At 61.9% G+C, this 21,265-nt stretch carries 21 protein-coding genes; 14 read left to right on the forward strand and 7 right to left on the reverse strand.

The genetic code is table 11. The annotated features are described in order from the left end of the window. Nucleotides 1-181: 181 nt before the first annotated feature. Nucleotides 182-979, forward strand: coding sequence for a creatininase family protein (locus tag EFD56_RS26755; RefSeq protein ID WP_012489683.1), 798 nt, complete (start codon nt 182-184; stop codon nt 977-979). Between the two features lie 19 nt (nt 980-998). On the opposite strand, the gene EFD56_RS26760 is transcribed toward EFD56_RS26755, so the two are convergent. Beyond that, nucleotides 999-1,949 carry a LysR family transcriptional regulator gene (locus EFD56_RS26760; RefSeq protein ID WP_126906718.1) on the reverse strand — a complete coding sequence of 317 codons (951 nt, stop codon included), beginning with the start codon at nt 1,947-1,949 and terminating at the stop codon, nt 999-1,001. A 181-nt stretch (nt 1,950-2,130) separates the two neighbouring features. Here EFD56_RS26760 and EFD56_RS26765 point away from each other — a divergent pair, with 181 nt between their 5' ends. From EFD56_RS26765 to EFD56_RS26790, 6 genes are all read left to right on the forward strand, one after another. Next, a complete protein-coding gene (locus EFD56_RS26765; RefSeq protein ID WP_126906719.1) occupies nt 2,131-3,147 on the forward strand; it encodes an ABC transporter substrate-binding protein in 1,017 nt (338 codons plus the stop codon). A 71-nt stretch (nt 3,148-3,218) separates the two neighbouring features. Continuing rightward, nucleotides 3,219-4,043, forward strand: coding sequence for an ABC transporter ATP-binding protein (locus EFD56_RS26770; protein ID WP_126906720.1), 825 nt, complete (start codon nt 3,219-3,221; stop codon nt 4,041-4,043). After that, the gene (locus tag EFD56_RS26775) at nt 4,043-4,879 is read left to right on the forward strand and encodes an ABC transporter permease (protein ID WP_126906721.1); all 837 of its coding nucleotides are present in this window, start codon (nt 4,043-4,045) and stop codon (nt 4,877-4,879) included. Before EFD56_RS26770 ends, EFD56_RS26775 begins: the two co-directional genes overlap by 1 nt. Next, nucleotides 4,879-6,192 (forward strand): cytosine deaminase, encoded by a 1,314-nt coding sequence (locus tag EFD56_RS26780; protein ID WP_126906722.1) that lies wholly within the window; start codon nt 4,879-4,881, stop codon nt 6,190-6,192. The genes EFD56_RS26775 and EFD56_RS26780 overlap by 1 nt, the downstream gene beginning before the upstream one ends. A 1-nt stretch (nt 6,193) precedes the next feature. Beyond that, entirely contained in the window at nt 6,194-7,603 is a 1,410-nt protein-coding gene (locus tag EFD56_RS26785; RefSeq protein WP_012489677.1) for an FAD-binding oxidoreductase, read from the forward strand. After that, on the forward strand, nt 7,600-8,181 hold the full coding sequence (locus EFD56_RS26790; RefSeq protein WP_096478100.1) for an NAD(P)H-dependent oxidoreductase: 582 nt from the start codon (nt 7,600-7,602) through the stop codon (nt 8,179-8,181). The genes EFD56_RS26785 and EFD56_RS26790 overlap by 4 nt, the downstream gene beginning before the upstream one ends. A 9-nt stretch (nt 8,182-8,190) precedes the next feature. Here the strand turns inward: EFD56_RS26790 and EFD56_RS26795 are convergent, their stop codons facing one another. Further along, nucleotides 8,191-8,580, reverse strand: a complete 390-nt coding sequence (locus EFD56_RS26795; protein WP_010022697.1) for a RidA family protein — start codon at nt 8,578-8,580, stop codon at nt 8,191-8,193. 115 nt (nt 8,581-8,695) lie between these two features. Next, the gene (locus EFD56_RS26800) at nt 8,696-9,409 is read right to left on the reverse strand and encodes a GntR family transcriptional regulator (protein WP_010022699.1); all 714 of its coding nucleotides are present in this window, start codon (nt 9,407-9,409) and stop codon (nt 8,696-8,698) included. 311 nt (nt 9,410-9,720) lie between these two features. Between EFD56_RS26800 and EFD56_RS26805 the strand changes: the two genes are divergently transcribed. The 7 genes from EFD56_RS26805 to EFD56_RS26835 all read left to right on the forward strand — a co-directional run bounded on the left by EFD56_RS26805 (nt 9,721) and on the right by EFD56_RS26835 (nt 16,277). After that, nucleotides 9,721-10,848, forward strand: a complete 1,128-nt coding sequence (locus EFD56_RS26805; RefSeq protein WP_126906723.1) for a BMP family ABC transporter substrate-binding protein — start codon at nt 9,721-9,723, stop codon at nt 10,846-10,848. 20 nt (nt 10,849-10,868) lie between these two features. Continuing rightward, nucleotides 10,869-11,996 carry an ABC transporter permease gene (locus tag EFD56_RS26810; RefSeq protein WP_126906724.1) on the forward strand — a complete coding sequence of 376 codons (1,128 nt, stop codon included), beginning with the start codon at nt 10,869-10,871 and terminating at the stop codon, nt 11,994-11,996. After that, nucleotides 11,996-12,922: an ABC transporter permease gene (locus EFD56_RS26815; RefSeq protein ID WP_012489673.1), complete on the forward strand. Its 927-nt coding sequence runs from the start codon at nt 11,996-11,998 to the stop codon at nt 12,920-12,922. Before EFD56_RS26810 ends, EFD56_RS26815 begins: the two co-directional genes overlap by 1 nt. A gap of 104 nt (nt 12,923-13,026) precedes the next feature. Then, a complete protein-coding gene (gene biuH / locus EFD56_RS26820; protein WP_012489672.1) occupies nt 13,027-13,728 on the forward strand; it encodes a biuret amidohydrolase in 702 nt (233 codons plus the stop codon). Continuing rightward, entirely contained in the window at nt 13,725-15,275 is a 1,551-nt protein-coding gene (locus EFD56_RS26825) for an ABC transporter ATP-binding protein (RefSeq protein ID WP_037146237.1), read from the forward strand. The genes biuH and EFD56_RS26825 overlap by 4 nt, the downstream gene beginning before the upstream one ends. Further along, nucleotides 15,275-15,943: a cysteine hydrolase family protein gene (locus tag EFD56_RS26830; RefSeq protein ID WP_010025761.1), complete on the forward strand. Its 669-nt coding sequence runs from the start codon at nt 15,275-15,277 to the stop codon at nt 15,941-15,943. Before EFD56_RS26825 ends, EFD56_RS26830 begins: the two co-directional genes overlap by 1 nt. Further along, nucleotides 15,936-16,277, forward strand: coding sequence for a cupin domain-containing protein (locus EFD56_RS26835; RefSeq protein WP_041684061.1), 342 nt, complete (start codon nt 15,936-15,938; stop codon nt 16,275-16,277). The genes EFD56_RS26830 and EFD56_RS26835 overlap by 8 nt, the downstream gene beginning before the upstream one ends. Before the next feature lie 427 nt (nt 16,278-16,704). On the opposite strand, the gene EFD56_RS26840 is transcribed toward EFD56_RS26835, so the two are convergent. The 4 genes from EFD56_RS26840 to EFD56_RS26855 form a co-directional block, all read right to left on the reverse strand. Then, nucleotides 16,705-18,303, reverse strand: a complete 1,599-nt coding sequence (locus tag EFD56_RS26840; protein ID WP_010025760.1) for an MFS transporter — start codon at nt 18,301-18,303, stop codon at nt 16,705-16,707. After that, nucleotides 18,300-18,737, reverse strand: a complete 438-nt coding sequence (locus EFD56_RS26845) for a DoxX family protein (protein WP_085744390.1) — start codon at nt 18,735-18,737, stop codon at nt 18,300-18,302. Before EFD56_RS26845 ends, EFD56_RS26840 begins: the two co-directional genes overlap by 4 nt. A gap of 203 nt (nt 18,738-18,940) precedes the next feature. Next, nucleotides 18,941-20,923 carry an amidohydrolase gene (locus EFD56_RS26850; protein WP_089152676.1) on the reverse strand — a complete coding sequence of 661 codons (1,983 nt, stop codon included), beginning with the start codon at nt 20,921-20,923 and terminating at the stop codon, nt 18,941-18,943. After that, nucleotides 20,923-21,210, reverse strand: a complete 288-nt coding sequence (locus EFD56_RS26855; RefSeq protein ID WP_126906725.1) for a XapX domain-containing protein — start codon at nt 21,208-21,210, stop codon at nt 20,923-20,925. The genes EFD56_RS26850 and EFD56_RS26855 overlap by 1 nt, the downstream gene beginning before the upstream one ends. Nucleotides 21,211-21,265 lie beyond the last annotated feature (55 nt).

Raw genomic sequence — 21,265 nt, forward strand, 5'->3', positions numbered from 1 at the left:
CGAGAGGATGCGAGGATTTCTGTCGAAGGCAGCACAGCTTCTTCTGAGGGGTCTCATTGCCAGGACCTGCGCGATCTCGGCGAACAAGCCTCAAAAAGGCATCGGTCCGGCCGCAAATTGATGCTTTTCGCGCGCAATAATTTTCCCTACTCACTGCTTGAAAGCAACGAGAGGTGCGGCGATGGCGATGCCATTCTACTGGAACGAACTCAATACCGGCGATTTCGCCGGCCTTTCGCCCGACACGACCATTGCCATCCTTCCGATCGCCTCTACGGAACAGCACGGTCCGCACCTTCCGATCGCGACCGATGTTGCGATTGCCAATGGAATGCTGGCGGAGCTTCGAAAGCAGAAGCCCGCCGATCTCGATTTCCTTGTTCTGCCGACGCAGGAGATCGGCAAGGCGAATGAACATGTTTATGGGCCGGGAACGCTGTCGCTCAGCGCGGAACTCTTGATTCCGGTCTGGACGGCGATCGGCGCCAAGGTGGCCGAAGCCGGCATCCGCAAGATGGTGATCGTCAATTCGCACGGCGGCAACGTCGATATCATGAGCATCGTCGCGCGCGAACTGCGCGTGCTTCACCAGATGGCCGTCGTCTCCACGCAATGGGGCCGCTTTGGACACCCGGAGGGGATGATCGGCGAACACGAGCTGAAATACGGCATCCACGGCGGCGAGGTGGAAACTTCGCTCATGCTCCATTTCCGGCCTGACCTAGTGCGAATGGACAAGGCGGAGAACTTCACCTCGAAGGCGGAGTGGATGCGCGGGCAATCGAAATACATCCAGCCGCTGCCGCCGCATTCGCTCGCCTGGATCGCCCACGATCTCAATCCCAACGGCGTCGTCGGCGACGCGTCGCTCGGGACTGCCGAAAAGGGGGAAGCGATCTGCCGCCACCAGGTCACAGGGTTCATCGAACTGCTCCATGACCTGAAGCGCTACCCGCTGTCCAATCTCTATTCGAGATAGGTCTCCGCCGCGGCACGGCTCATATCGCTGCGGGTTTTTCCGCCGCGATGTGGCCTTTGGCCTGCAATTCCTCCACCAGGCCGGCGAGTTCAGCCAGGAGATATTCGACGAAGAGGCTGGTCGCGGAATCGAGCGGCGCGCGGGCGCGGGCAAAGAGCTTCATCGGCTGGTGGCGGGCATGCGGCTCCGCGATTGGCCGGAAGACCAGCTCGCCCTGGCGGCATTCGGTGATGACGTCGAGCGGATTGAGGATCGTCAGCCCCGCGCCCGACTTGACCAGCTTTTTCAGCATCTCCGAGGCATTGGTTTCGAGCACCGGCTCGACATGCACGTCGAGGCGCGCGAGCGCCAGGTTGATCACATCGCGCAGGCTGGTGCCTTGCTGCGCCAGCACCAGGCGCTCCTGGACGATATCCGCGAGGTTGATCGCGCCGGGCCCGATCAAATGATGGCCGGGTGGTAGGACGACGCCAATCGGGATATCGAAATTGCCGAGCGTGCGAATGCCTGGCGTTGCCGGAATATTGAAACCAAGGCCGATATCCACCTCGCCTGAGATCACCGGGTTGACCGTCATCGTGCCGGCGTCGTTGCGCAACTGCATGAAGACACGCGGATGCTCCGACTGGAACCGGGCAATGATGTCGGGCAGCGGACCTGCCGCCAGGCCGACCGTGGTGACGATGCGGACCTTGCCGGCCTGCTGCATCTTCAGGCTGCGGATGCGCCCTTCCAGCCGCTCGTAATTCTTCAGCACCTCGCGAATATGTTCGATGCAGAGTTCGCCGGCGGCCGTCAGCCGCAGACCGCGCGGCAGGCGCTCGAAGAGCGGCGCGCCCATCTCCTCCTCCAGCGCAAGAATTTGCCGGTTGATCGCCGACGACGCCACGTTCAGTCGCGCCGCCGCCTTGCGGATTGAGCCCGTGCGGGCGATCTCATTGATGTAGATAAGCTTTCTGGAATGCAGCATCGCAACCTCGTTGCACAAAAACAAAGCAGACGCACAAATTAGACACAGGCTTTCCCTGAGATGCCGAAAAGGCATCGTTGCGCACGAAATTTGATGCTTTTCAAAGAGCAACGCAACCGCTCCTATGAAGAAAATGGAACGTCGCGATGGGCGTTCCGCGCTCAGAAGGGGAACGCTGATCATGGCCGATGCACTGAAGAACTGGGGCCTCTCCGCACTTGCCGGTCTTGGCGGCACGCTTGCCGCCATGGCCTCCACCCATGCGGCCGACAAGGTGAGTTACGGCACGAACTGGCTGGCCCAGGCCGAACACGGTGGATTTTACCAGGCTGTCGCCGATGGGACCTATGCGAAACACGGCCTCGACGTCACCATCGTCCAGGGCGGCCCGAACGCGGCAAACAGCGCGCTTTTGATCTCGGGCAAGATCGACTTCTACATGGGCGGTCCGCAGGGCGAAATCTCAGCCGTCGAACAAGGCATTCCGCTCGTCGATGTCGCGGCGATCTTCCAAAAGGATCCGCAGGTGCTGATCGCCCACCCGGACGCCGGCATCGAGAAATTCGAAGATCTCGCCAAGCTGAAGACGCTGTTTCTCGGCAAGGACGGCTACCTCACCTATTTCGAATGGATGAAGGCGAACTTCAAAGGCTTCAAGGACGAGCAGTACAAGCCCTACAATTTCAGCCCGGCTCCGTTCCTCGCGGACAAGGAGTCCGCGCAGCAAGGCTACCTCACCTCGGAGCCCTATGAGATTGAGAAGCAGGCCGGCTTCGAACCGAAGGTCTTCCTGCTCGCCGACAACGGCTACTCTCCCTATTCGACGATGATCACCACGACGCAGGCGATGATCGACAGCAAGCCGGACGTGGTTCAGCGCTTCGTCGATGCCTCCATCGAGGGCTGGTACAACTATCTCTACGGCGACAACAGCAAGGCGAACGAACTGATCAAGAAGGACAATCCTGAAATGACGGATGGTCAGATCGCCTATTCGATCGCCAAGATGAAGGAATACGGCATCATCGAGTCCGGCGACAGCCTGGACAAGGGCATCGGCTGCATCACCGATGCCCATTACAAGGCGTTCTTCGAAGAGATGGTCGCGATCAAGGTCTTCAAGCCGGAGACGGATTACACTAAGGCGTTCACGACGAAATTCGTCTGCAAGAGCACCGGCATGGCGATGAAAAAGTAAGCCGGCCGCAAACCCTATCGTCCGCCGCGGGTCGCGGCGGATTGCATCTCCCCGCATGAACGAGACAGGCAATGGCGTTAGCAGAAGCCCAGGCCAAATCCCCGCAAGAGACGCGCAAGCGGCCATTGGTCGCCATGCGCTCGGTTTCGAAGGTCTTTTCCAGCGGAACCGTCGCACTTTCGGACATGTCGCTCACCGTCGAAAGCGGCGAATTCGTCAGCCTCCTCGGCCCGTCCGGCTGCGGCAAGTCGACGGCGCTACGCATCATCGCCGGCCTCGGCGACGTGACATCGGGGGCGATCGACTGGCCGAGTTCGCGCATCAATTCGAAAGGCCTGCCGGAGGGCGACATCGGCTTCGTCTTCCAGGAGCCGACGCTGATGCCCTGGAAGAACGTATTCGACAATGTCCACTTGCCGCTGAGGCTGAGGGGTGTTTCGAAAGCCGCGGCCGCCGACCGGATCATGGATGTACTGACGACGGTCGGTCTGCAGGATTTCGCCAAGGCCTATCCGCGCGAACTTTCCGGCGGCATGAGGATGCGGGTCTCGATCGCCCGCGCGCTGGTGACGAACCCGAAGCTTCTGCTGATGGACGAGCCCTTCGCCGCACTCGACGAAATCACCCGCCAGAAGCTCAACGACGACGTGCTGCAGCTCTGGAAGACGACCGGCATTACCGTCATCTTCGTCACTCATTCCGTCTTCGAGTCGGCCTATCTCTCGAACCGCATCGTGGTGATGAAGGCAAGGCCCGGCCGCGTCCACGCAGATGTCCCGCTAACGACCAGCCTGGAGCGCGATGCCTATTACCGCAGTTCCGAAGAATACAGGAAGGCCTGCGAGACGGTCTCCCATTCGCTCATCGGCGCAATCAATTCGGCGGGAGATCATTGATGAGTGACGAGACCGACGCATCGCCCCATCCGGACGCCGCCGGCGCCAAGCGCCGCGATCTTGCGTTGCGCATCGCCGTTCCCATGCTCGTCATCGCCCTCCTGGTGCTGATCTGGTACGCCTATGTGAAACTGTCAGGGGTGCCGTCCTATATCCTGCCGGGTCCGGCGGCTGTGGCGAACGCCTTCGTGACCGACTGGGCCACGCTTGCGCCCGCATTCTGGGTCACGACGAAAATCACCTTCCTGTCGCTGATGCTGGCGCTTGTCGGCGGCGTCGGCTTTGCGATCTTCCTCGTGCAGTCGCGCTGGATCGAACTCGCTTTCTATCCGCTCGCGGTCATTCTGCAGGTAACGCCGATCGTCGCGATCTCGCCGCTGATCCTGATCTATGCGCCCTCGACGCAGGTGGCGCTGCTGATCTGCGCCTTCCTCGTCGCCTTCTTTCCGATCCTGTCGAACATGGTCCAGGGGCTGAAGAGCGTCGACCACAATCTCATCAACCTCTTCGAACTCTACGGCGCCTCCCGCTGGCAGACACTGCTCTATCTCAAGCTGCCCGCCGCCCAGCCCTATTTCATGACAGGCCTCCGGATCGGCGGCGGCCTGGCGCTGATTGCCGCCGTCGTCGCGGAATTTGCGGCAGGATCGGCGGGTGCGGGATCCGGGCTCGCCTTCCGGCTTCTCGAAGCTCAGTACCGGCTCAACATCCCCCGCCTCTTCGCCGCGCTGCTGATGCTTTCGCTTCTCGGCGTCGCGATCTTTGCCGTCACCTCGTTCATTTCCTGGCTTGCCCTGCACCGCTGGCATGAGAGCAGCCTGAAACGGGAAAACTGATGACCTATCCCTTCATCTCCCCGCCCAATGCCGGCCGCTTCGCACTGTGCAACGCGACGCTTCCCGCCGCCGCCACCGTCGGATTTGACGCGCCTGCCGTCGAAGGTCTGGTCAACGCCGATATCGTCATCACCAATGGCGTCATCTCCGCACTGCTGCCGGCGGGCGAAACGCCGGCAGAATTCGCGAGATCCGACCTGAAGGGGGGCATGGTCTGGCCGTGTTTTGCCGACATGCACACGCACCTCGACAAGGGGCATATTTGGCCGCGCAACGCCAATGCGGACGGCACTTTCATGGGAGCGCTGGAGGCCGTGCGCACTGACCGCGAAGCGAACTGGTCAGCGGCAGATGTCTGGAAACGCATGGAATTTTCGCTGCGCTCGGCCTATGCGCACGGCACCAGCCTGATCCGCACGCATCTTGATTCGCTCGCGCCGCAGCACCGCATCTCCTTCGAGGTTTTTGCCGAGATGCGCGAGGCATGGAAGGACCGGATCGCGCTGCAGGCAGTCGCGCTCTTCCCGATGGAAAACATGGCGGATACGGCCTTTTTCGCCGACCTGGTTGCTGTCGTGCGCGAAAAAGGCGGACTGATCGGCGGCGTCACCCGGATGACCGCCGATCTCGACAGCCAGCTCGACGTGCTTTTCAGGGCTGCCGCCGACAACGGCCTCGATGTCGACCTCCACGTCGACGAGACCGACGATCCCGCTGCCGAGACCTTGAAGGCGATTGCCGAGGCCGTGCTGCGCAACCGGTTCGAAGGCCAGGTAACGGCCGGCCATTGCTGCTCGCTCGCCCGCCAGGACGAGGAGGCCGCAAAGCGCACGGTCGAGCTCGTTGCAAAGGCCGGCATTTCTATCGTCTCGCTGCCGATGTGCAACATGTATCTGCAGGACCGCTACCCCGGCCGCACGCCGCGCTGGCGCGGCATTACCCTTTTCAAGGAACTGGCCGCGGCCGGTGTGGCAACGGCGGTCGCCTCCGACAATACCCGCGACCCCTTCTACGCCTACGGCGATCTGGACCCGGTCGAGGTGTTCCGCGAGGCGGTGCGCATCCTGCATCTCGATCACCCATTGGATACGGCCGCGCGCATCGTCACCACTTCTCCCGCCGATATTCTCGGCCGGCCCGATATGGGCCGCATCGCCGTCGGAGCCCCGGCCGATCTCGTGCTCTTCAGCGCCCGGCGTTGGAGCGAATTTCTTTCCCGTCCGCAGTCAGACCGCATCGTCCTTCGCCGCGGCAAGGTGATTGACCGCAGCCTGCCGGACTATCGTGAACTCGACAGCGTCGTTGGAGCCTGACATGCCGGATTATCAGACGATCAAGAAGGAACTCGAAGGCATCGCCGTCGAGGACAATCCGGCGCTGGTGCGCCAGAAGAGCCGGGACTTCTACTGGTATTCGCCGATCCTGAAGGCGCAGCTCGACAATGTGACGGCCGACCTCGTGGTCACGCCGAAGACCGAGGAAGAGGTCATCCGCACGCTGAAGGTGGCCTTCGCCCATGGTGTGCCGGTAACGCCGCGCGGCGCCGGCACCGGCAATTACGGCCAGGCCATGCCGCTTTCCGGCGGCATCGTCCTGAACCTTGCCGGCATGGACAAGGTCAAGGAAATCCATCCCGGCCGGGTGATCTGCGAACCGGGCATCGTGATTGCGCAATTAGACAGGCAAACCAAGGCGCATTCCGGCCAGGAGCTGCGCTTCCATCCATCGACGGCGCAGACGGCGACTGTCGGCGGTTTCATCGCCGGCGGCTCCGGCGGCGTCGGCTCGATCACCTGGGGCGGCCTGCGCGATCTCGGCAATATTCTGCGCCTGCGCGTCGTCACCATGGAAGCCGAACCGCGCGTGCTCGACCTCACCGGCTGGGACCTGCAGAAGGTCAGCCATGCCTACGGCACCAACGGCATCATCACCGAGATCGAAATGCCGCTGGCGCCCGCCTATGGCTGGGTCGACGTGCTCGTCGGTTACGACGACTTCATGGCGGCCGTGCGCTTCTCGGATGCGCTGGCCAAATGCAACGGCATCCTCGTGAAGGAGATCGCGCCGATCGCCGCACCCATTCCGCATGATTATTTCACGCGCCACAAGCCCTATATTCGCAAGGGCCAGTCGGTGGTGGTGCTGATGATCGCGCCGCATTCCATGGACGCGTTCCTGGCCTTCGCCGCCGCGCACAAGGGCGAGGTCATCTTCCGCTCCGATACGGTCGAAAGCATGAAGGGCATTCCGCATGCTTATGAGCTTGCCTGGAACCACACGACGCTGCGTGCCCTGAAGGTTGAACCCAACTTCACCTATCTGCAGGTTCAATATCCGGGGCCGGATCACGTGGCCAAGGTCGCCAAGATGGTCGAGATCTTCGGGGACGAAGTGCCGGGCCATCTCGAATTCATCAGGTTCGACGGGCAGATCCAGTGCTCCGGTCTGCCGCTGGTGCGCTATACCTCGGAGGAACGCCTCGAGGAGATCATCAGGATCCACCAGGACCACGGCTGCCCGATCTTCAATCCGCACCGCTACACGCTCGAGGAAGGTGGCATGAAACGCACCGACAAGGTGCAGCTCGCCTTCAAGCACGAGACCGACCCGAGGGGGCTCCTGAACCCCGGCAAGATGATCGCCTGGGAGAACCCGGATTTCGATTTCGATGCCGGCAAGAACTATCTCTTCCCAGGACTTGCGAGCGTCATGGAGGCCTCATGAGAGTTCTCGTCCTTCACTCGCATCCGGTCGAGGAAAGCTACGGCAAGGCGCTTTACAAACAAACGCTGGAAAGCCTTCGCAAAGCCGGTCACGAGGTGGATGCCTGCGATCTCTATGCCGAGGAATTCGATCCCGTTCTCTCACGCCACGACCGGCTCGCCTATCACCACTATCCCGGCAATACCGCGCTGGTGAAGCCCTATGTCGATCGGCTGAAACAGGCCGAAGGGCTGGTGCTGGTGACGCCTGTCTGGAATTTTGGGTTCCCGGCAATCCTCAAAGGCTATTTCGATCGCGTCTGGCTCCCGGGCGTCTCTTTTGAACTTGTCGACGGCAAGGTGGAATCTAGGCTACGCCATATCACGAAGCTCGCCGCCGTACTGACCTACGGAGCAACCCCATTCCGCGCCTTCGTGGCCGGTAATCCACCGAAGAGGATCGTCAAGCGCGTGCTGCGAGCGCAGATCAATCCACTGCGGCCGGTCACCTTCCTTGCCCATTACGACATGAACAATTGCACGCCTGAAACGCGGGCCCGGTTTCTGGAAAAGGTGCAGATGGCGATGGAACGGTTCTGAAACGCGTCATCACAATATTTTGGCGGCGGTGACCTCGACTTCGACGAGGAATTCCGGCCGGGTGAACCCGCCGACGATGATCAACGTCGAAACCGGCTTCGGATCGAGCGTATAGCGATCGCGCACCGCCATATAGGCCGGAAAATCTTCACGCTTCGTCACGAACCCGGAAATGCGGATGACGTCCGCAAAACTCATCTGCGCATCCGCAAGAATGGCCTTGATCGCTTCGAAACAAAGCTCGGCCTGCGCGCTGATATCTTCCGGCACCTTCTCGTCTAGACCGATGCCGAGCTGGCCCGAGACGACGAGTAGCGAAGCGCCCGGCGGCACGAGCAGCCCGTGATTGTAATTTCCAAATGGACGGCGGACGGACGGCGGATTGAAAATCTTCTTCATCGGGACTTCCTGCTGAAGCGGAACACGACGCATCGTTCCATCTGATTGAATAACAAGGACAGGAAAGGATGCATAGCGCGGTTTCCCCCAGCTCCTGGGCAACCCCTGTCCGACTTCAGGCGCCGTGCTCTTTCCGCTCGGCGGCCGCAAAGACGGCGCTGGCGTCGCTGACGATTTCCACATGCGCATAGGCCGCGCGCGCGGCCGCCGCGCCATCCGCCCGCATGATCGCCGTCACGATCACGTCATGCTCGTCATAGGATTTCGCCAGCCGGCCGGACAGCCGGAACTGCGCGCGGCGAAAAGGTGCAAGCCGAGCCCTGCTCTGCGTTACCAGCTCATAGACGTGTTCGTTGTGCGCACCGCGATAGAGCCGGCTGTGAAATTCGGTGTTATAGGCAGCATATTCTTCGTCAGCGCCCTGACGCACGAGCCGGGCCGAGGCGCGATGCTCGATTTCCAACAGGCGCCGTTCCTCGATCGTCATCCGCTCGGCGGAAAGCCGCGCGCAAATGCCCTCGAGCTCCGCCATCGCCTCGAACATGGAATGCAGATAGGTTTCCGTCACATTGGTGACGACGGCGCTACGGTTCGGTTCGCGCTCGACAAGCCCCATCGCTCCGAGTTCCCGGAGCGCCTCGCGTACCGGAGTACGGGACACTTCGAAACGGGCAGCCAGCGAAATTTCGTCCAGCTTGTCACCCGGCAGCATCTGCCCGGTCACGATCATGTCGGCGATTGCCCGCACCATCTGCTCGACGGTCGTTCCTGCCCGGATGATCTCCCTGCGCCGGCTCTGCTTCGATGCGTCACTCTGGTCCTTGGTCATGCTGCATACACATGCATTGTCGGCGATGCAAAGTCAAACGTGGAAACAATTCCTTGTTTTCATTTGAACAATTTAATTCCTCCCCATCTGGAAACAAGGTTCCGTTCTTTAGAATGCAGAACCTTCGCCAACTTTATAGGCTTTGCATAAATTTTATACTTTAAACCGTTCAAATTGCATACACTTACGACACCCATCAGACGGCTTCAAAATTCCTATCGTGAAATCAAATATTTAATATTTGGCACGTCCATTGCATACACTTCCCCGTAACCAATGAACCGGCAGAACCGCCATAAGGGAGCATTCCAATGACCAAACTCCTTTCCATGAACCGCCGCAATTTTCTTCAGGCTTCTGCCGCTGCTGCCCTTGTCGGCGCCGCACCCGGCCTCCTCTCCTCGCGCGCCCTTGCCCAGAGCGCCCTTACCGTCGGCTTCATCTATGTCGGTCCGAAGGACGACTATGGCTACAACCAGGCGCATGCCGAGGGTGCAGCCGCCGTCAAGGCGCTGCCCGGCGTCATCGTCGTTGAGGAAGAGAACGTGCCGGAGACGGTGGACGTCCAGAAGACGATGGAATCGATGATCAACCTCGATGGCGCGGCTCTGCTTTTCCCGACCTCCTTCGGCTATTTCGATCCGCACATGCTGGCGATGGCCGCCAAATATCCCGATACCCAGTTCCGCCATTGCGGCGGCCTCTGGCAGGAGGGCAAGCACCCGGCCAATACCGGCTCTTATTTCGGTTACATCTTTCAGGGCCAGTATCTGAACGGCATCGCCGCCGGCCATACGACGAAAAGCAAGAAGATCGGCTTCGTCGCCGCCAAGCCGATCCCGCAGGTGCTGCAGAACATCAATGCCTTCCTGCTCGGTGCACGCACCGTCGATCCGACGATTACCTGCCAGGTGATCTTCACCGGCGAATGGTCGCTCGCCGTCAAGGAAGCCGAAGCCACCAACGCATTGGTCGATCAAGGCGCCGATGTCATCACCTGCCATGTCGACAGCCCGAAGGTCGTGGTCGAGACGGCCGCCGGCCGCGGCGCCTTCGTCTGCGGCTATCACGCCAACCAGAGCCCGCTCGCCCCCGAGAAATACCTGACCGGCGCCGAATGGGCCTGGGGCAATGTCTACAGCGATTTCGTCAAGAAGGCGCAGGCCGGCGAAAAGCTCGGCAACTTCGTGCGCGGCGGCCTGAAGGACGGGTTCGTCAAGATGAGCGCACTCGGTCCTGGTGTTTCCGACGGTGGCCGCAAGGCTTTCGAGGCCACCCATGCCGAGATGATGAAGGGCGGCTTCTCGGTCTTCAAGGGACCGCTCAAGGACAACAAGGGCAGCACGGTCGTGACCGCCGACAAGAGCTACGCCGAAGACGCGATCGAACTCGAAAGCATGAACTACCTGGTCGAGGGTGTTGTCGGGTCCACGGCGTAAACCGCGAAGGGAGAAGCGCCATGACCGTCCAGGCCAACGATCCCGCAATATCCATCGCCGAAACCCCGGCTTCGCTGCGCCACATCCTCGAATGGATCGCGCGAAAAGCCGAACCTCTTCTCATCGGCCTTGCCGCCATCCTGATCGGTCTTGCGCTCTTCTCCCTGTTCATCCTGGCGATCGGCAAATCGCCGGCAGTGCTTTTTGGGCTCATGTATACCGGCAGCTTCGGCAGCTGGTTTTCGGTGCAGAACAGCTTAAGCCGTGCCGCACCCCTGCTCCTGACGGCACTCTGCGTCGCCCTGCCCGCCCGCCTCGGCCTCGTCATCATCGGCGGGGAAGGAGCGGTCGTGCTGGGCGGCGTTGCCGCCGCGGCCATGGCCATGCCGCTCGCGGGTTCGGCGCCGGTCTTGCTGACGCTCATTCTCATGGGAATTGCCGCGATGGCGGTCGGCGGCATCTGGATCGGCCTTGCCGGTTTCCTGCGCCATTACCGCGGCGTCAACGAGACCATCTCGTCGCTGCTGCTCTCCTATATCGCCATCGCCTTGATGAACCAGTTCGTCGAAGGGCCGCTGCGCGATCCTGCAAGCCTCAACAAGCCGTCAACCAAACCGCTGCCGGCCGACTACATGCTCGGCAACATCCCCGGCATGGACGTGCATTGGGGCCTTGTCATCGGCGTTGTCGCCTGCATTCTCTCCTGGATTCTGATCGAAGTGACGAGCTACGGCTTTGCCGCCCGTATTGCCGGCGGCAATGTGCGCGCGGCACAGATTCAAGGATTGCCCGTGGGTCGGCTGATCGCCGGCTTCACCGCGATCGCCGGCAGCTTCGCCGGACTTGCCGGCATGATCGAGGTCGCAGCCGTCCAGGGCAGCGCTAATGCTTCGCTCGCCGCCGGCTACGGCTATACCGGCATCCTCGTCGCCTTCCTTGCACGCCACAATCCGCTGGCGATCATTCCGGTCGCGATCCTGCTCGGCGGCATCGACGCCTCGGGCGGCCTGATCCAGCGCCGCATGGGCCTGCCCGATGCCACGGTGCTGGTGCTGCAAGGCATGCTCTTCCTCGTCATCCTCTTCTGCGAGACCTTCTACGGCCGCTTCAAGATATTCAATCCCGACCTCTGGAAAAGGAGCCTCTGATGGAAGAGACCGGCATCGGCGCCTGGGGCGTGCCCCTCGCCATCCTTGCAGGCGCCATCCGCGTGTCCACCCCCTTCATCTTCGTCAGCCTGGGAGAGACGATCACCGAGCGCTCCGGCCGTATCAATCTCGGCCTCGAAGGCACGCTCGTCTTCGGCGCGATGACGGCCTATGCCGTCGCCGTGATGAGCAATTCCCCCTGGCTTGGCGTGCTTGCGGCCATGGCGACAGGCGCGATCTTCGGCCTCGTCCATGGCTGGATCTGCAAATGGCCGAAGGTCAACGATATCGCGATCGGCATCGCCATGATGCAGTTCGGCCTGGGGCTCGCCTTCTTTTTCGGCAAGCCGTTCATTCAGCCGGCAGCGCCGCATCTACCGGCAATTCCACTCGGCTTCTGGTCCAGCCTGCCGCAAATCCAGGCGGCGTTGAACATCAACGTGCTGTTCCTCCTCGGAGCCGCCCTCGCCTTCGTCCTCTGGTGGGCGTTCAGGAATACCCGCGTCGGTCTCGTCCTGCGCGTCGTCGGCGACAGTACGGATGCAGCGCGGGCAATGGGCATCGATCCGGATCACGTGCGACTGCTCGCCACCGCCGTCGGCGGTTCGCTGGCGGCGATCGGCGGCGCCTATCTGTCGCTCTATTATCCCGGCTCCTGGAACGAGGGCATTTCCTCCGGTCAAGGCCTGATGGCCGTGGCCCTCGTCATCTTCGCCAGATGGAATCCGATCGGCTGCTTCCTTGCCGCCCTGCTCTTCGGCGGCGCCGGCGCGCTCGGGCCGGCGCTGCAATCGGTCGGCGTGACCGAGGGGTATTATCTCTTCTACGCCGCACCCTACGTGCTGACCCTCGTCATCATGATCGCCACCTCCTCGCCCACCCGCTCACTATCGGGTGCGCCGGGCGCGCTGTCGCTGACGAAATGAGAGAGGAGCAGCGCATGTCCGGCACCGGCGCATCGGACCGATCGGAACAGCCGCACCACCACCGCGACACCTTCAAACTCGCAGGCGATTAGGAGACGAAGACGATGGACGCCATGGTCGAAACCAAAGGACATTATATCGATGCGGACCCCTATGCCTGGCCGTATAACGGCGATCTGAGACCGGAGAACACGGCCCTCATCATCATCGACATGCAGACGGATTTCTGCGGCAAGGGCGGCTATGTCGATCACATGGGTTATGACCTGTCGCTCGTCCAGGCGCCGATCGAGCCGATCAAACGCGTGCTGGCCGCCATGCGCGCCAAGGGCTATCACATCATCCACACGCGCGAGGGCCATCGGCCCGACCTTGCCGACCTGCCGGCCAACAAACGCTGGCGCTCGCAGCGGATCGGCGCCGGGATCGGCGATCCGGGTCCTTGCGGGCGTATCCTGACCCGCGGCGAACCCGGATGGGACATCATCCCCGAACTCTATCCGATCGAAGGCGAAACGATCATCGACAAGCCGGGCAAGGGTTCCTTCTGCGCCACCGACCTTGAATTGATCCTCAACCAGAAGCGCATCGCAAACATCATCCTGACCGGCATCACCACCGATGTCTGCGTCTCCACCACGATGCGCGAGGCCAATGACCGCGGTTTCGAATGCCTGCTGCTGGAAGATTGCTGCGGCGCGACCGATTACGGCAACCATCTTGCCGCCATCAAGATGGTGAAGATGCAGGGCGGCGTCTTCGGCTCTGTCTCCAATTCGCAAACGCTTGTGAGCCAGCTGCCATGAGCACCGTCCGCGACACGCCTCTCCCGCACGCCGGTAAAGCCGTCGGCATCGATACGCTCGACATGACGATGCGCTTCGGCAGCTTCACGGCCCTCGACCGCGTCTCGATCAAGGTGCCCGCCGGCAGCTTCCATGCGCTTCTCGGCGAAAACGGCGCCGGCAAATCGACCCTCGTCAAATGCATCATGGGCTTCTACCACGCCACGGCGGGCGCGCTTTCCGTCGACAGCCGCGAAGTGGCCATCGCCTCACCCAAGGACGCCGCGATCTATGGCCTCGGCATGGTCTATCAGCACTTCACACTCGTCCCGTCGCTGACCGGCGCCGAAAACCTTGTCATCAGCCGCGCCGAAGTGCCCGCCATCATCAACTGGGCGAAGGAGCGGACGGACCTTGCCGCCTTCATGGAGCGCATGCCGTTCAGGATCCCGCTGGACCGCCCCGTGAGCGAGCTTGCCGCCGGCGAGAAGCAGAAGCTGGAGATCGTCAAGCAGCTCTATCTCGGCCGCTCTTTTCTCGTTCTCGACGAACCGACCTCGGTGCTGACGCCTGCCGAAGCCGATGAGATGCTCGGTCTCATCAGGGGGATGACCGAGCGCGGCGAATTGACCGTGCTGATGATTTCGCACAAGTTCCACGAGGTGACGAAGTTCGCCGATGCCGTCTCGATCCTGCGGCGAGGCAGGCTGGTCGGCACCGGCAAGGTCGGCGATCTCTCGACATCGGATATGGCCGCGATGATGATCGGCGACGTGAAGCTTGCCGAGCTCGACAGCCGTGTTCCCATCTCCGAAAACGCCAGGCCCGTCCTTGCGGTGGAACAGGTCAAGGCGCCGGACCGCTCTGGCCTCAAGACCATCGCGATCGATAATCTCATGGTCCGATCCGGCGAGATCGTCGGCATTGCCGGCATTTCAGGCAACGGTCAGAAGGAGCTGACGGAAATTCTCGCCGGCCAGCGGCCGACCGACACCGGCCGCGTGAGCGTCAATGGCGAGGTCTATGGCGCGACGCGCTCCGAGACCCGCAGAAACAACGTCCGTTTCATCCCCGAGGAACCGCTGCAGAACGCCTGCGCCCCGCGCATGACGGTCAGCGAAAATCTCGCCTTCCGGACCTTCGACCTGAAGGCGGATGGCAAGGATGCGATCTGGCTGAACAAGGGCAAGATGAAAAAGCGGGCGGCGGCGCTGATTTCGGATTTCAAGGTGAAGACCGCCTCCTCATCCTCGCCGATCGCGGCACTTTCAGGCGGCAACGTGCAGCGCGCCGTGCTCGCCCGCGAACTGACCGGCGAAGTGGACCTGCTGATCGTCTCCAATCCCTGTTTCGGCCTCGACTTCTCGGCTGTCGCCGAAATCCGGGCCCGCATCATGAAGGCCCGCAATTCCGGCACGGCCGTGCTGCTGCTGTCCGAAGATCTCGACGAACTGCTCGAGATGTCCGACCGCATCATGGTCATTTCCGAAGGCAGGCTGGTCTACGAGACACCGGCGCGTGCGGCCGATATCGCCGTGATCGGCGCCCACATGGCGGGGCATCATTGATGGCCGAGATCAAGGCAGAACCCTTCGCTTTCCCGGTAAAGCACGACCAGCTCGCCCTTATCGTCATCGATATGCAGCGCGATTTTGCCGAGCCCGGCGGCTTCGGCGCAAGCCTCGGCAACGACGTCAGCCGCATCGGCAGGATCGTCCCAGATGTCAAACGCCTGATCCAGGGCTTCCGCTATGCCGGGCTGCCGGTCATCCATACGATGGAATGCCACAGACCCGACCTTTCGGATCTGCCGCCGTCAAAACGCGACCGCGGCAATCCCATGCTCAGGATCGGCGACGAAGGCCCCATGGGCCGCATCCTCATAGCTGGCGAGCCGGGAACGGCGATCCTGCCGGAGCTTGCTCCGATCGATGGCGAAGTGGTCATCGAAAAGCCCGGCAAGGGCGCCTTCTATGCCACCGGACTCGCGGAGGCGCTGCAGCGAAAGGGCATCAGGCAACTGGTCTTTGCTGGCGTGACCACCGAGGTCTGCGTTCAGACGACCATGCGCGAGGCGAACGACCGCGGCTATGAGTGCTTGCTCGCCGAGGAGGCGACGGAAAGCTACTTTCCCGAGTTCAAGGCCGCCGCCATCGCCATGATCCGCGCCCAGGGCGCGATCGTCGGCTGGACCGCCCATGTCGACGACATTCTGGAAAGCATTGCCCATGCCTGAAACCACCCGCGAACTTATGACATCCGGCGGCTGGAAGGAATTGGCATTCGGCCCCTTCCGCGATCAGGTGACCATCCATTGGATCCGTCCCTTCGAGGACGACCACCCGGGCGTGGCGCTTCTGAAATACGAGGCCGGCGCCAGCGTTCCGCGCCATCGGCATGAGGGACTGGAAACAATTCTCGTTCTTGATGGCGTACAATCCGACGAGGCGGGCGATTATGGTCGCGGCAGTTATATCGTCAACGCTCCCGGTACCGAACATTCGGTCTGGAGCGAAACCGGCTGCGTCGTGCTCATCCAATGGGATCGGCCGGTGAAAATACTGGAATAGGACGTCGCATAAAACCGGCGATTCCGGCCTTCGACATTGCCCCGTTGCGCCAGTCTGTCGCAATGACGTCAGCACGCCGCGATCGTTGCATTATTCCTGGCCGCGTGACCGATCCCGGCATGAAGCGGTAAGATCCACGTAGGTTTTTCAAATCGGTTGCCTTGATGAGATCCAAACCTACAACCTCCCACCGACAGTATAAAGCTTTTGTATTACAACGTCTCCAGCATGAAGCGGCGCTACACGGGCGGCGGCTAGTACTAGCAAGAGCCTGATGACTCGATGGGAATTATCATTCTCTTTGTTGATGCTGCGCGGTCGCATCTGCGAAGGGTAGATGAGCCTTAAATCTGGTAATGCATTATCGTTTCCGGCCCATCGCCCAAGCAACAGGCGGCCGCAGCCGCCCTGCGCCTTTATGAATCCGTTAGGCCACACTTGGCCGATCGATCGTCAGGAAGTGACGGACGACAGGCTTGTCCGCTCCGGCATGATAGGCGAGAACCTTGCCTTGGAGATCGGCGTCGGCGTTCGACACCCGCTTGTGCTGGCGAAGATGCTCGGCCCACGATTCCACCATGAACCACTCGACGATCTTCTCCGGATCGGCCGAGTCTTCGGTGACGCCCCAGCCATAGGCGCCGTCGCGGCGACGTTCCTGGGATAGCTGGTCGAGGGCGTTCAGGAAGGCAGTGCGGTGATGCTTCTCGACCTTGTATTCGATCAGGATCAGAACCGGTCCGCGGTCATGGGCGACGGGTTGGGCGACCAGCGGCTCCGGCCAGTGGTTCGAAGGGACGAGGTCGGCTTCGCCTGCCGGTAGCTTCACCCGGTGCATGATGAAGCCCGCGACAAGCAGACCTCCCGCGCCAATGAGCAAGGTGGACTGGACGCCAACGGCCTCGCCGACCGCGCCCCAGCCGAGGCTGCCGGCCGTCATAGCGCCATTGAACACGGTCAGATAGACGGCGAGACCGCGGCCGCGCACCCAGTTCGGCAGAACGGACTGCGCCGTGCCGTTCAGCGTCGTCAGGGCGGTGATCCACGCGGCGCCGAGGAACAGGAGGACGACGATGGCGACGATCTTCGGAGGCGCGAGCGCAAGGATTCCCATGACGACCGCGGCGACGATTGCCGCGCCGAGAAGCAGACCGTCGGAGCTCAGGCGTTCGCGCAGCTTCGGCATAACCAGGGCACCGCCGATGGCGCCGGCGCCGACTGCGCCAAGCAAGATGCCATAGAAGCTGGCGTCGCCGCCGAGCAGTTGCCGGGCCACGAGAGGCAGGAGCGACCAGACTGCGCTGGCGAAGGCGAAGAAGATCGTGGCGCGCAGAAGCACAACGTGGAGGGGTCTACTGGAGCGGGTGTATCGAAGTCCTGCACGGAAGGCGCCGAAGAAGTTCTCCTGAAGGGCATCGCTGGCGTTCCTTTCCCGCGGCCACCAGAGCAGCGCGGCGATGACCACGATGTAGCTGGCGACGTCCGCCCCGTAGGTGACCCCTGCTCCAAAAGCGGCGAGAAGCAGGCCGCCGGCGGCCGGGCCTATGGATCGGGCGATGTTGATGCCGAGCGAGTTCAGGGCGACCGCGCTCTTCACGTCTTCCCGCTTTACCAGTTCCGGAACGATCGCCTGCCACGTCGGGCCCATCAGGGCGGCCCCGATGCCACCCAGGAAGGTCAAGCCGACAAGTGCGCTGACCGAAAGCATGCCAGTCTGCGAAAGGACCATCAGGGAGATGCTCACCGATGCCAGCAGGAGCTGCACGGCGATCAGGAACTTGCGGCGGTCGAGGATGTCGGTGAGGACGCCCGCCGGAATCGCGAGCAGGAAGATCGGCAAAGTCCCTGCCGCCTGAACCATGGCAACCGCGGCCGGCGACGCCGAGAGATCCGTCATCAGCCAGGAGCTTGCGACGTCGCGCATGAAGCTTCCGGTATTGCCGAGGACGGTGGCCGCCCAAAGGACGGCAAAGACGGGCTGTGCAAGAGGCGCGAAGGTGCCTCCGGACGACTTGGTGGTGCTCATTTGCCTGCTCCTCTCGTGAGATCGTATGCGGCGACGAAGACGAATGCGCCGGCGAGGCCAAGGTGTTCGAAGAAGGCGTTGGTCGCCATTATGCGCTCCAAACCAGGAGCCATCTCCCAGAAGCGCAGCGCGATGAACGTCGCAAGGATGGTAAAGCCCGCAAGCGCCAGAGCGCCTGCCCAGCGCAGGAAGCCGGAGACGACCATCGTGGACGCCGTCAGTTCGAAGGCGATGACGGCCACCGCAAAGAAGGCTGCGGGGTGCAGACCAAAATGATCCATCTCGGCGAGCGCACCGTCGAAGTCGGCGATCTTCGTGAGAGGTCCCTGGATATAGGCGGCGCAGAGCGCAAGAAGTGCGGCCGTCCGCAGGGCAGGTGCCGATGCGATGTCGGCGAGAAGCCCGCGAGTTGTCGGATGTGAGTTGCTGGTCATTGTTGCTCCTGCAGTCTTGCCGGTCCGTTCGAGCGGCTTTGGTGTTCGTCTGATGGAGCGATTTTTACGGGAACGACTTGCTCTAACAATTGCATCAATAGTTTCGAGTTAATTGCGAATGCCGCAATTGTCACCGCTGGCGGAAACGGAGACGGGCAGCGGTCGCCACCGCTGCCCGTTTGTTCATTTATGATGAGATCGCCTCAGACTGACCAGCAGGAGCATCCAAGAGCGCCGAAGAATCCCTTGAGGTCCGATATCGGCAGCTTCGACGTCCAGGCGCCGGCATGGTCGTGACCATGCACGCCACAATCGCTGGCGCAGCCACATGTGGAGATCGCCGTGCGCTGCAAGGATCGCGCGCCTGCACCATCCGGCTCGCCCCACGCGGCATATCCGCCAAACCTGCGAACCGGCGACCAGTCCGGCATGGCAGGCGGGATATCGTTCTCATCAAGGGCCTTGAACTCGCCCGCTGCGTAGACGATCTTGCCGCCGACCATGGTCAGATCGGAGACGAGGAAGGAGATCTCGTCTTCAGGGCAGGAGAAGAAGTCCTTGTCCGGCACGATGAGGTCGGCGAACTGTCCCTTCTCGATGCGACCCTTCTTGCCTTCCTCGTTGGAGAACCATGTGACCTTCTCGGTCCACATGCGAAGCGCTGTCTCTCGGTCGAGGCAGTTGGCGCGCGGATAAAGCTGCATGCCGCCCACCGTCTTGCCTGTCACCATCCAGGACAGCGAGACCCATGGATTGTAGGAAGCAACACGCGTCGCATCGGTGCCGGCAGAGACATGCACGCCCTTGTCGAGCATCTTCCTGATCGGTGGCGTCGCCTCCGCCACGCCATGGCCGTAGCGCTCCACGAAGTACTCGCCCTGGTAGGCCATGCGATGCTGCGTGGCGATGCCGCCACCAAGCGCTGCGATCCGGTCGATGGAGCGGTCGGAGATCGTCTCGGCGTGGTCGAAGAACCAATTCAGTCCTTCGAGCGGCATGTCCTTGTTGACCTTCTCAAAGACATCAAGCGCGCGGCTGATGGTCTCGTCATAGGTGGCGTGCATGCGCCAAGGCCATCGGTTTTCCGCTAGGACTCGAACAACCTCCTCCAGTTCGCCTTCCATCTCCGGGGCCATCTCCGGACGCGGCTGGCGGAAATCCTCGAAGTCAGCGGCCGAGAAGACCAGCATCTCGCCGGCACCGTTATGACGGAAGTAGTCGTTGCCCTGCTTGTATTTGACCGAGGACGTCCATTTGAGAAAGTCCTCTTTCTCTCCCTTCGGCTTCTGGGTGAACAGGTTGTAGGCCAGACGAACCGTCATCTGGTTTTCGTCGGAGAGCTTCTGGATCACCTCGTAGTCGTCGGGGTAGTTCTGGTAGCCGCCGCCCGCGTCGATCACGCCCGTAACGCCTAGGCGATTGAGTTCGCGCATGAAGTGGCGGGTCGAATTAACCTGATAGTCGAGGGGCAGCTTGGGCCCCTTGGCGAGCGTCGAATAAAGAATGCCGGCATTCGGCTTGGCAAGCAGCAGGCCAGTGGGATTGCCGTTCGCATCACGGGTGATCTCGCCGCCCGGCGGGTTGGGCGTATCGCGCGTGTAGCCGACCGCCCGCAGCGCCGCCCCATTGAGGAGGGCGCGGTCATAGAGATGCAGAAGGAACACGGGCGTGTCGGGTGCGACCGCATTGATCTCCTCAATCGTCGGCAGGCGCTTCTCGGCGAACTGGTGTTCGGTGAAGCCGCCAACGACACGCACCCATTGAGGCGCCGGGGTGATCGCCACCTGGCGCTTCAGCATGTCCATCGCGTCGGCCAGCGAGCGGACGCCATCCCAGCGGAGTTCCATGTTGTAGTTCAGCCCGCCGCGCACGACATGGGTGTGGTTGTCGATCAAGCCCGGCAGAACGCGCTTGCCCTTAAGGTCGACGATCTTCGTATTCGATCCAGCGAGAGCCATGATCTCGGCATCTGTGCCGACTTCCAGAAACAGGCCGTCCTTGATGGCGATCGCGGTGGCGTTCGGATTGGTGCGGTCGAGCGTGGTCACGCGCCCGTTGTGGAGGATCAGGTCGGGATACATGGTGTCTACTCCGGTCTGCTTGGGATCGGCGGCTTTCGCCGGGGAGAAGAGATTCGAGAACGCCAGACTAGACGCTCCGCCCAGAAAGGATCGACGCGTCGTCATCAGCTCCGCCCCTCTCTATCCGCCGCTGCCCGACGGGCAACCTCGGCTTGCTCGCTGCCCTTGGGGAGGTGACCGAACATATGCGGCTTGATCTGGTTGATCCACGACACCGCCGCGGGCTCCTGCGCCAGCAGCGTCTTTGCGAACGGGATGAGCTGCTCTCCGACCAGAATGCCGAGCAGACCGACGAGCGCGATGACGGGTGGCGCCGGCGAGCGGACGTTCAGAAGGCTGTAGACGATGCCGACAATCAAGCCCGCGCCGAGCGACATGAGATACATTTTCATGGGACACCTTTGGGATCTGAAGCCGCTCCGACGGGTTGCCGGAGCGGCGGGGAGA

This window comes from Rhizobium phaseoli (assembly GCF_003985125.1).
Classification (GTDB): Bacteria; Pseudomonadota; Alphaproteobacteria; order Rhizobiales; family Rhizobiaceae; genus Rhizobium; species Rhizobium phaseoli.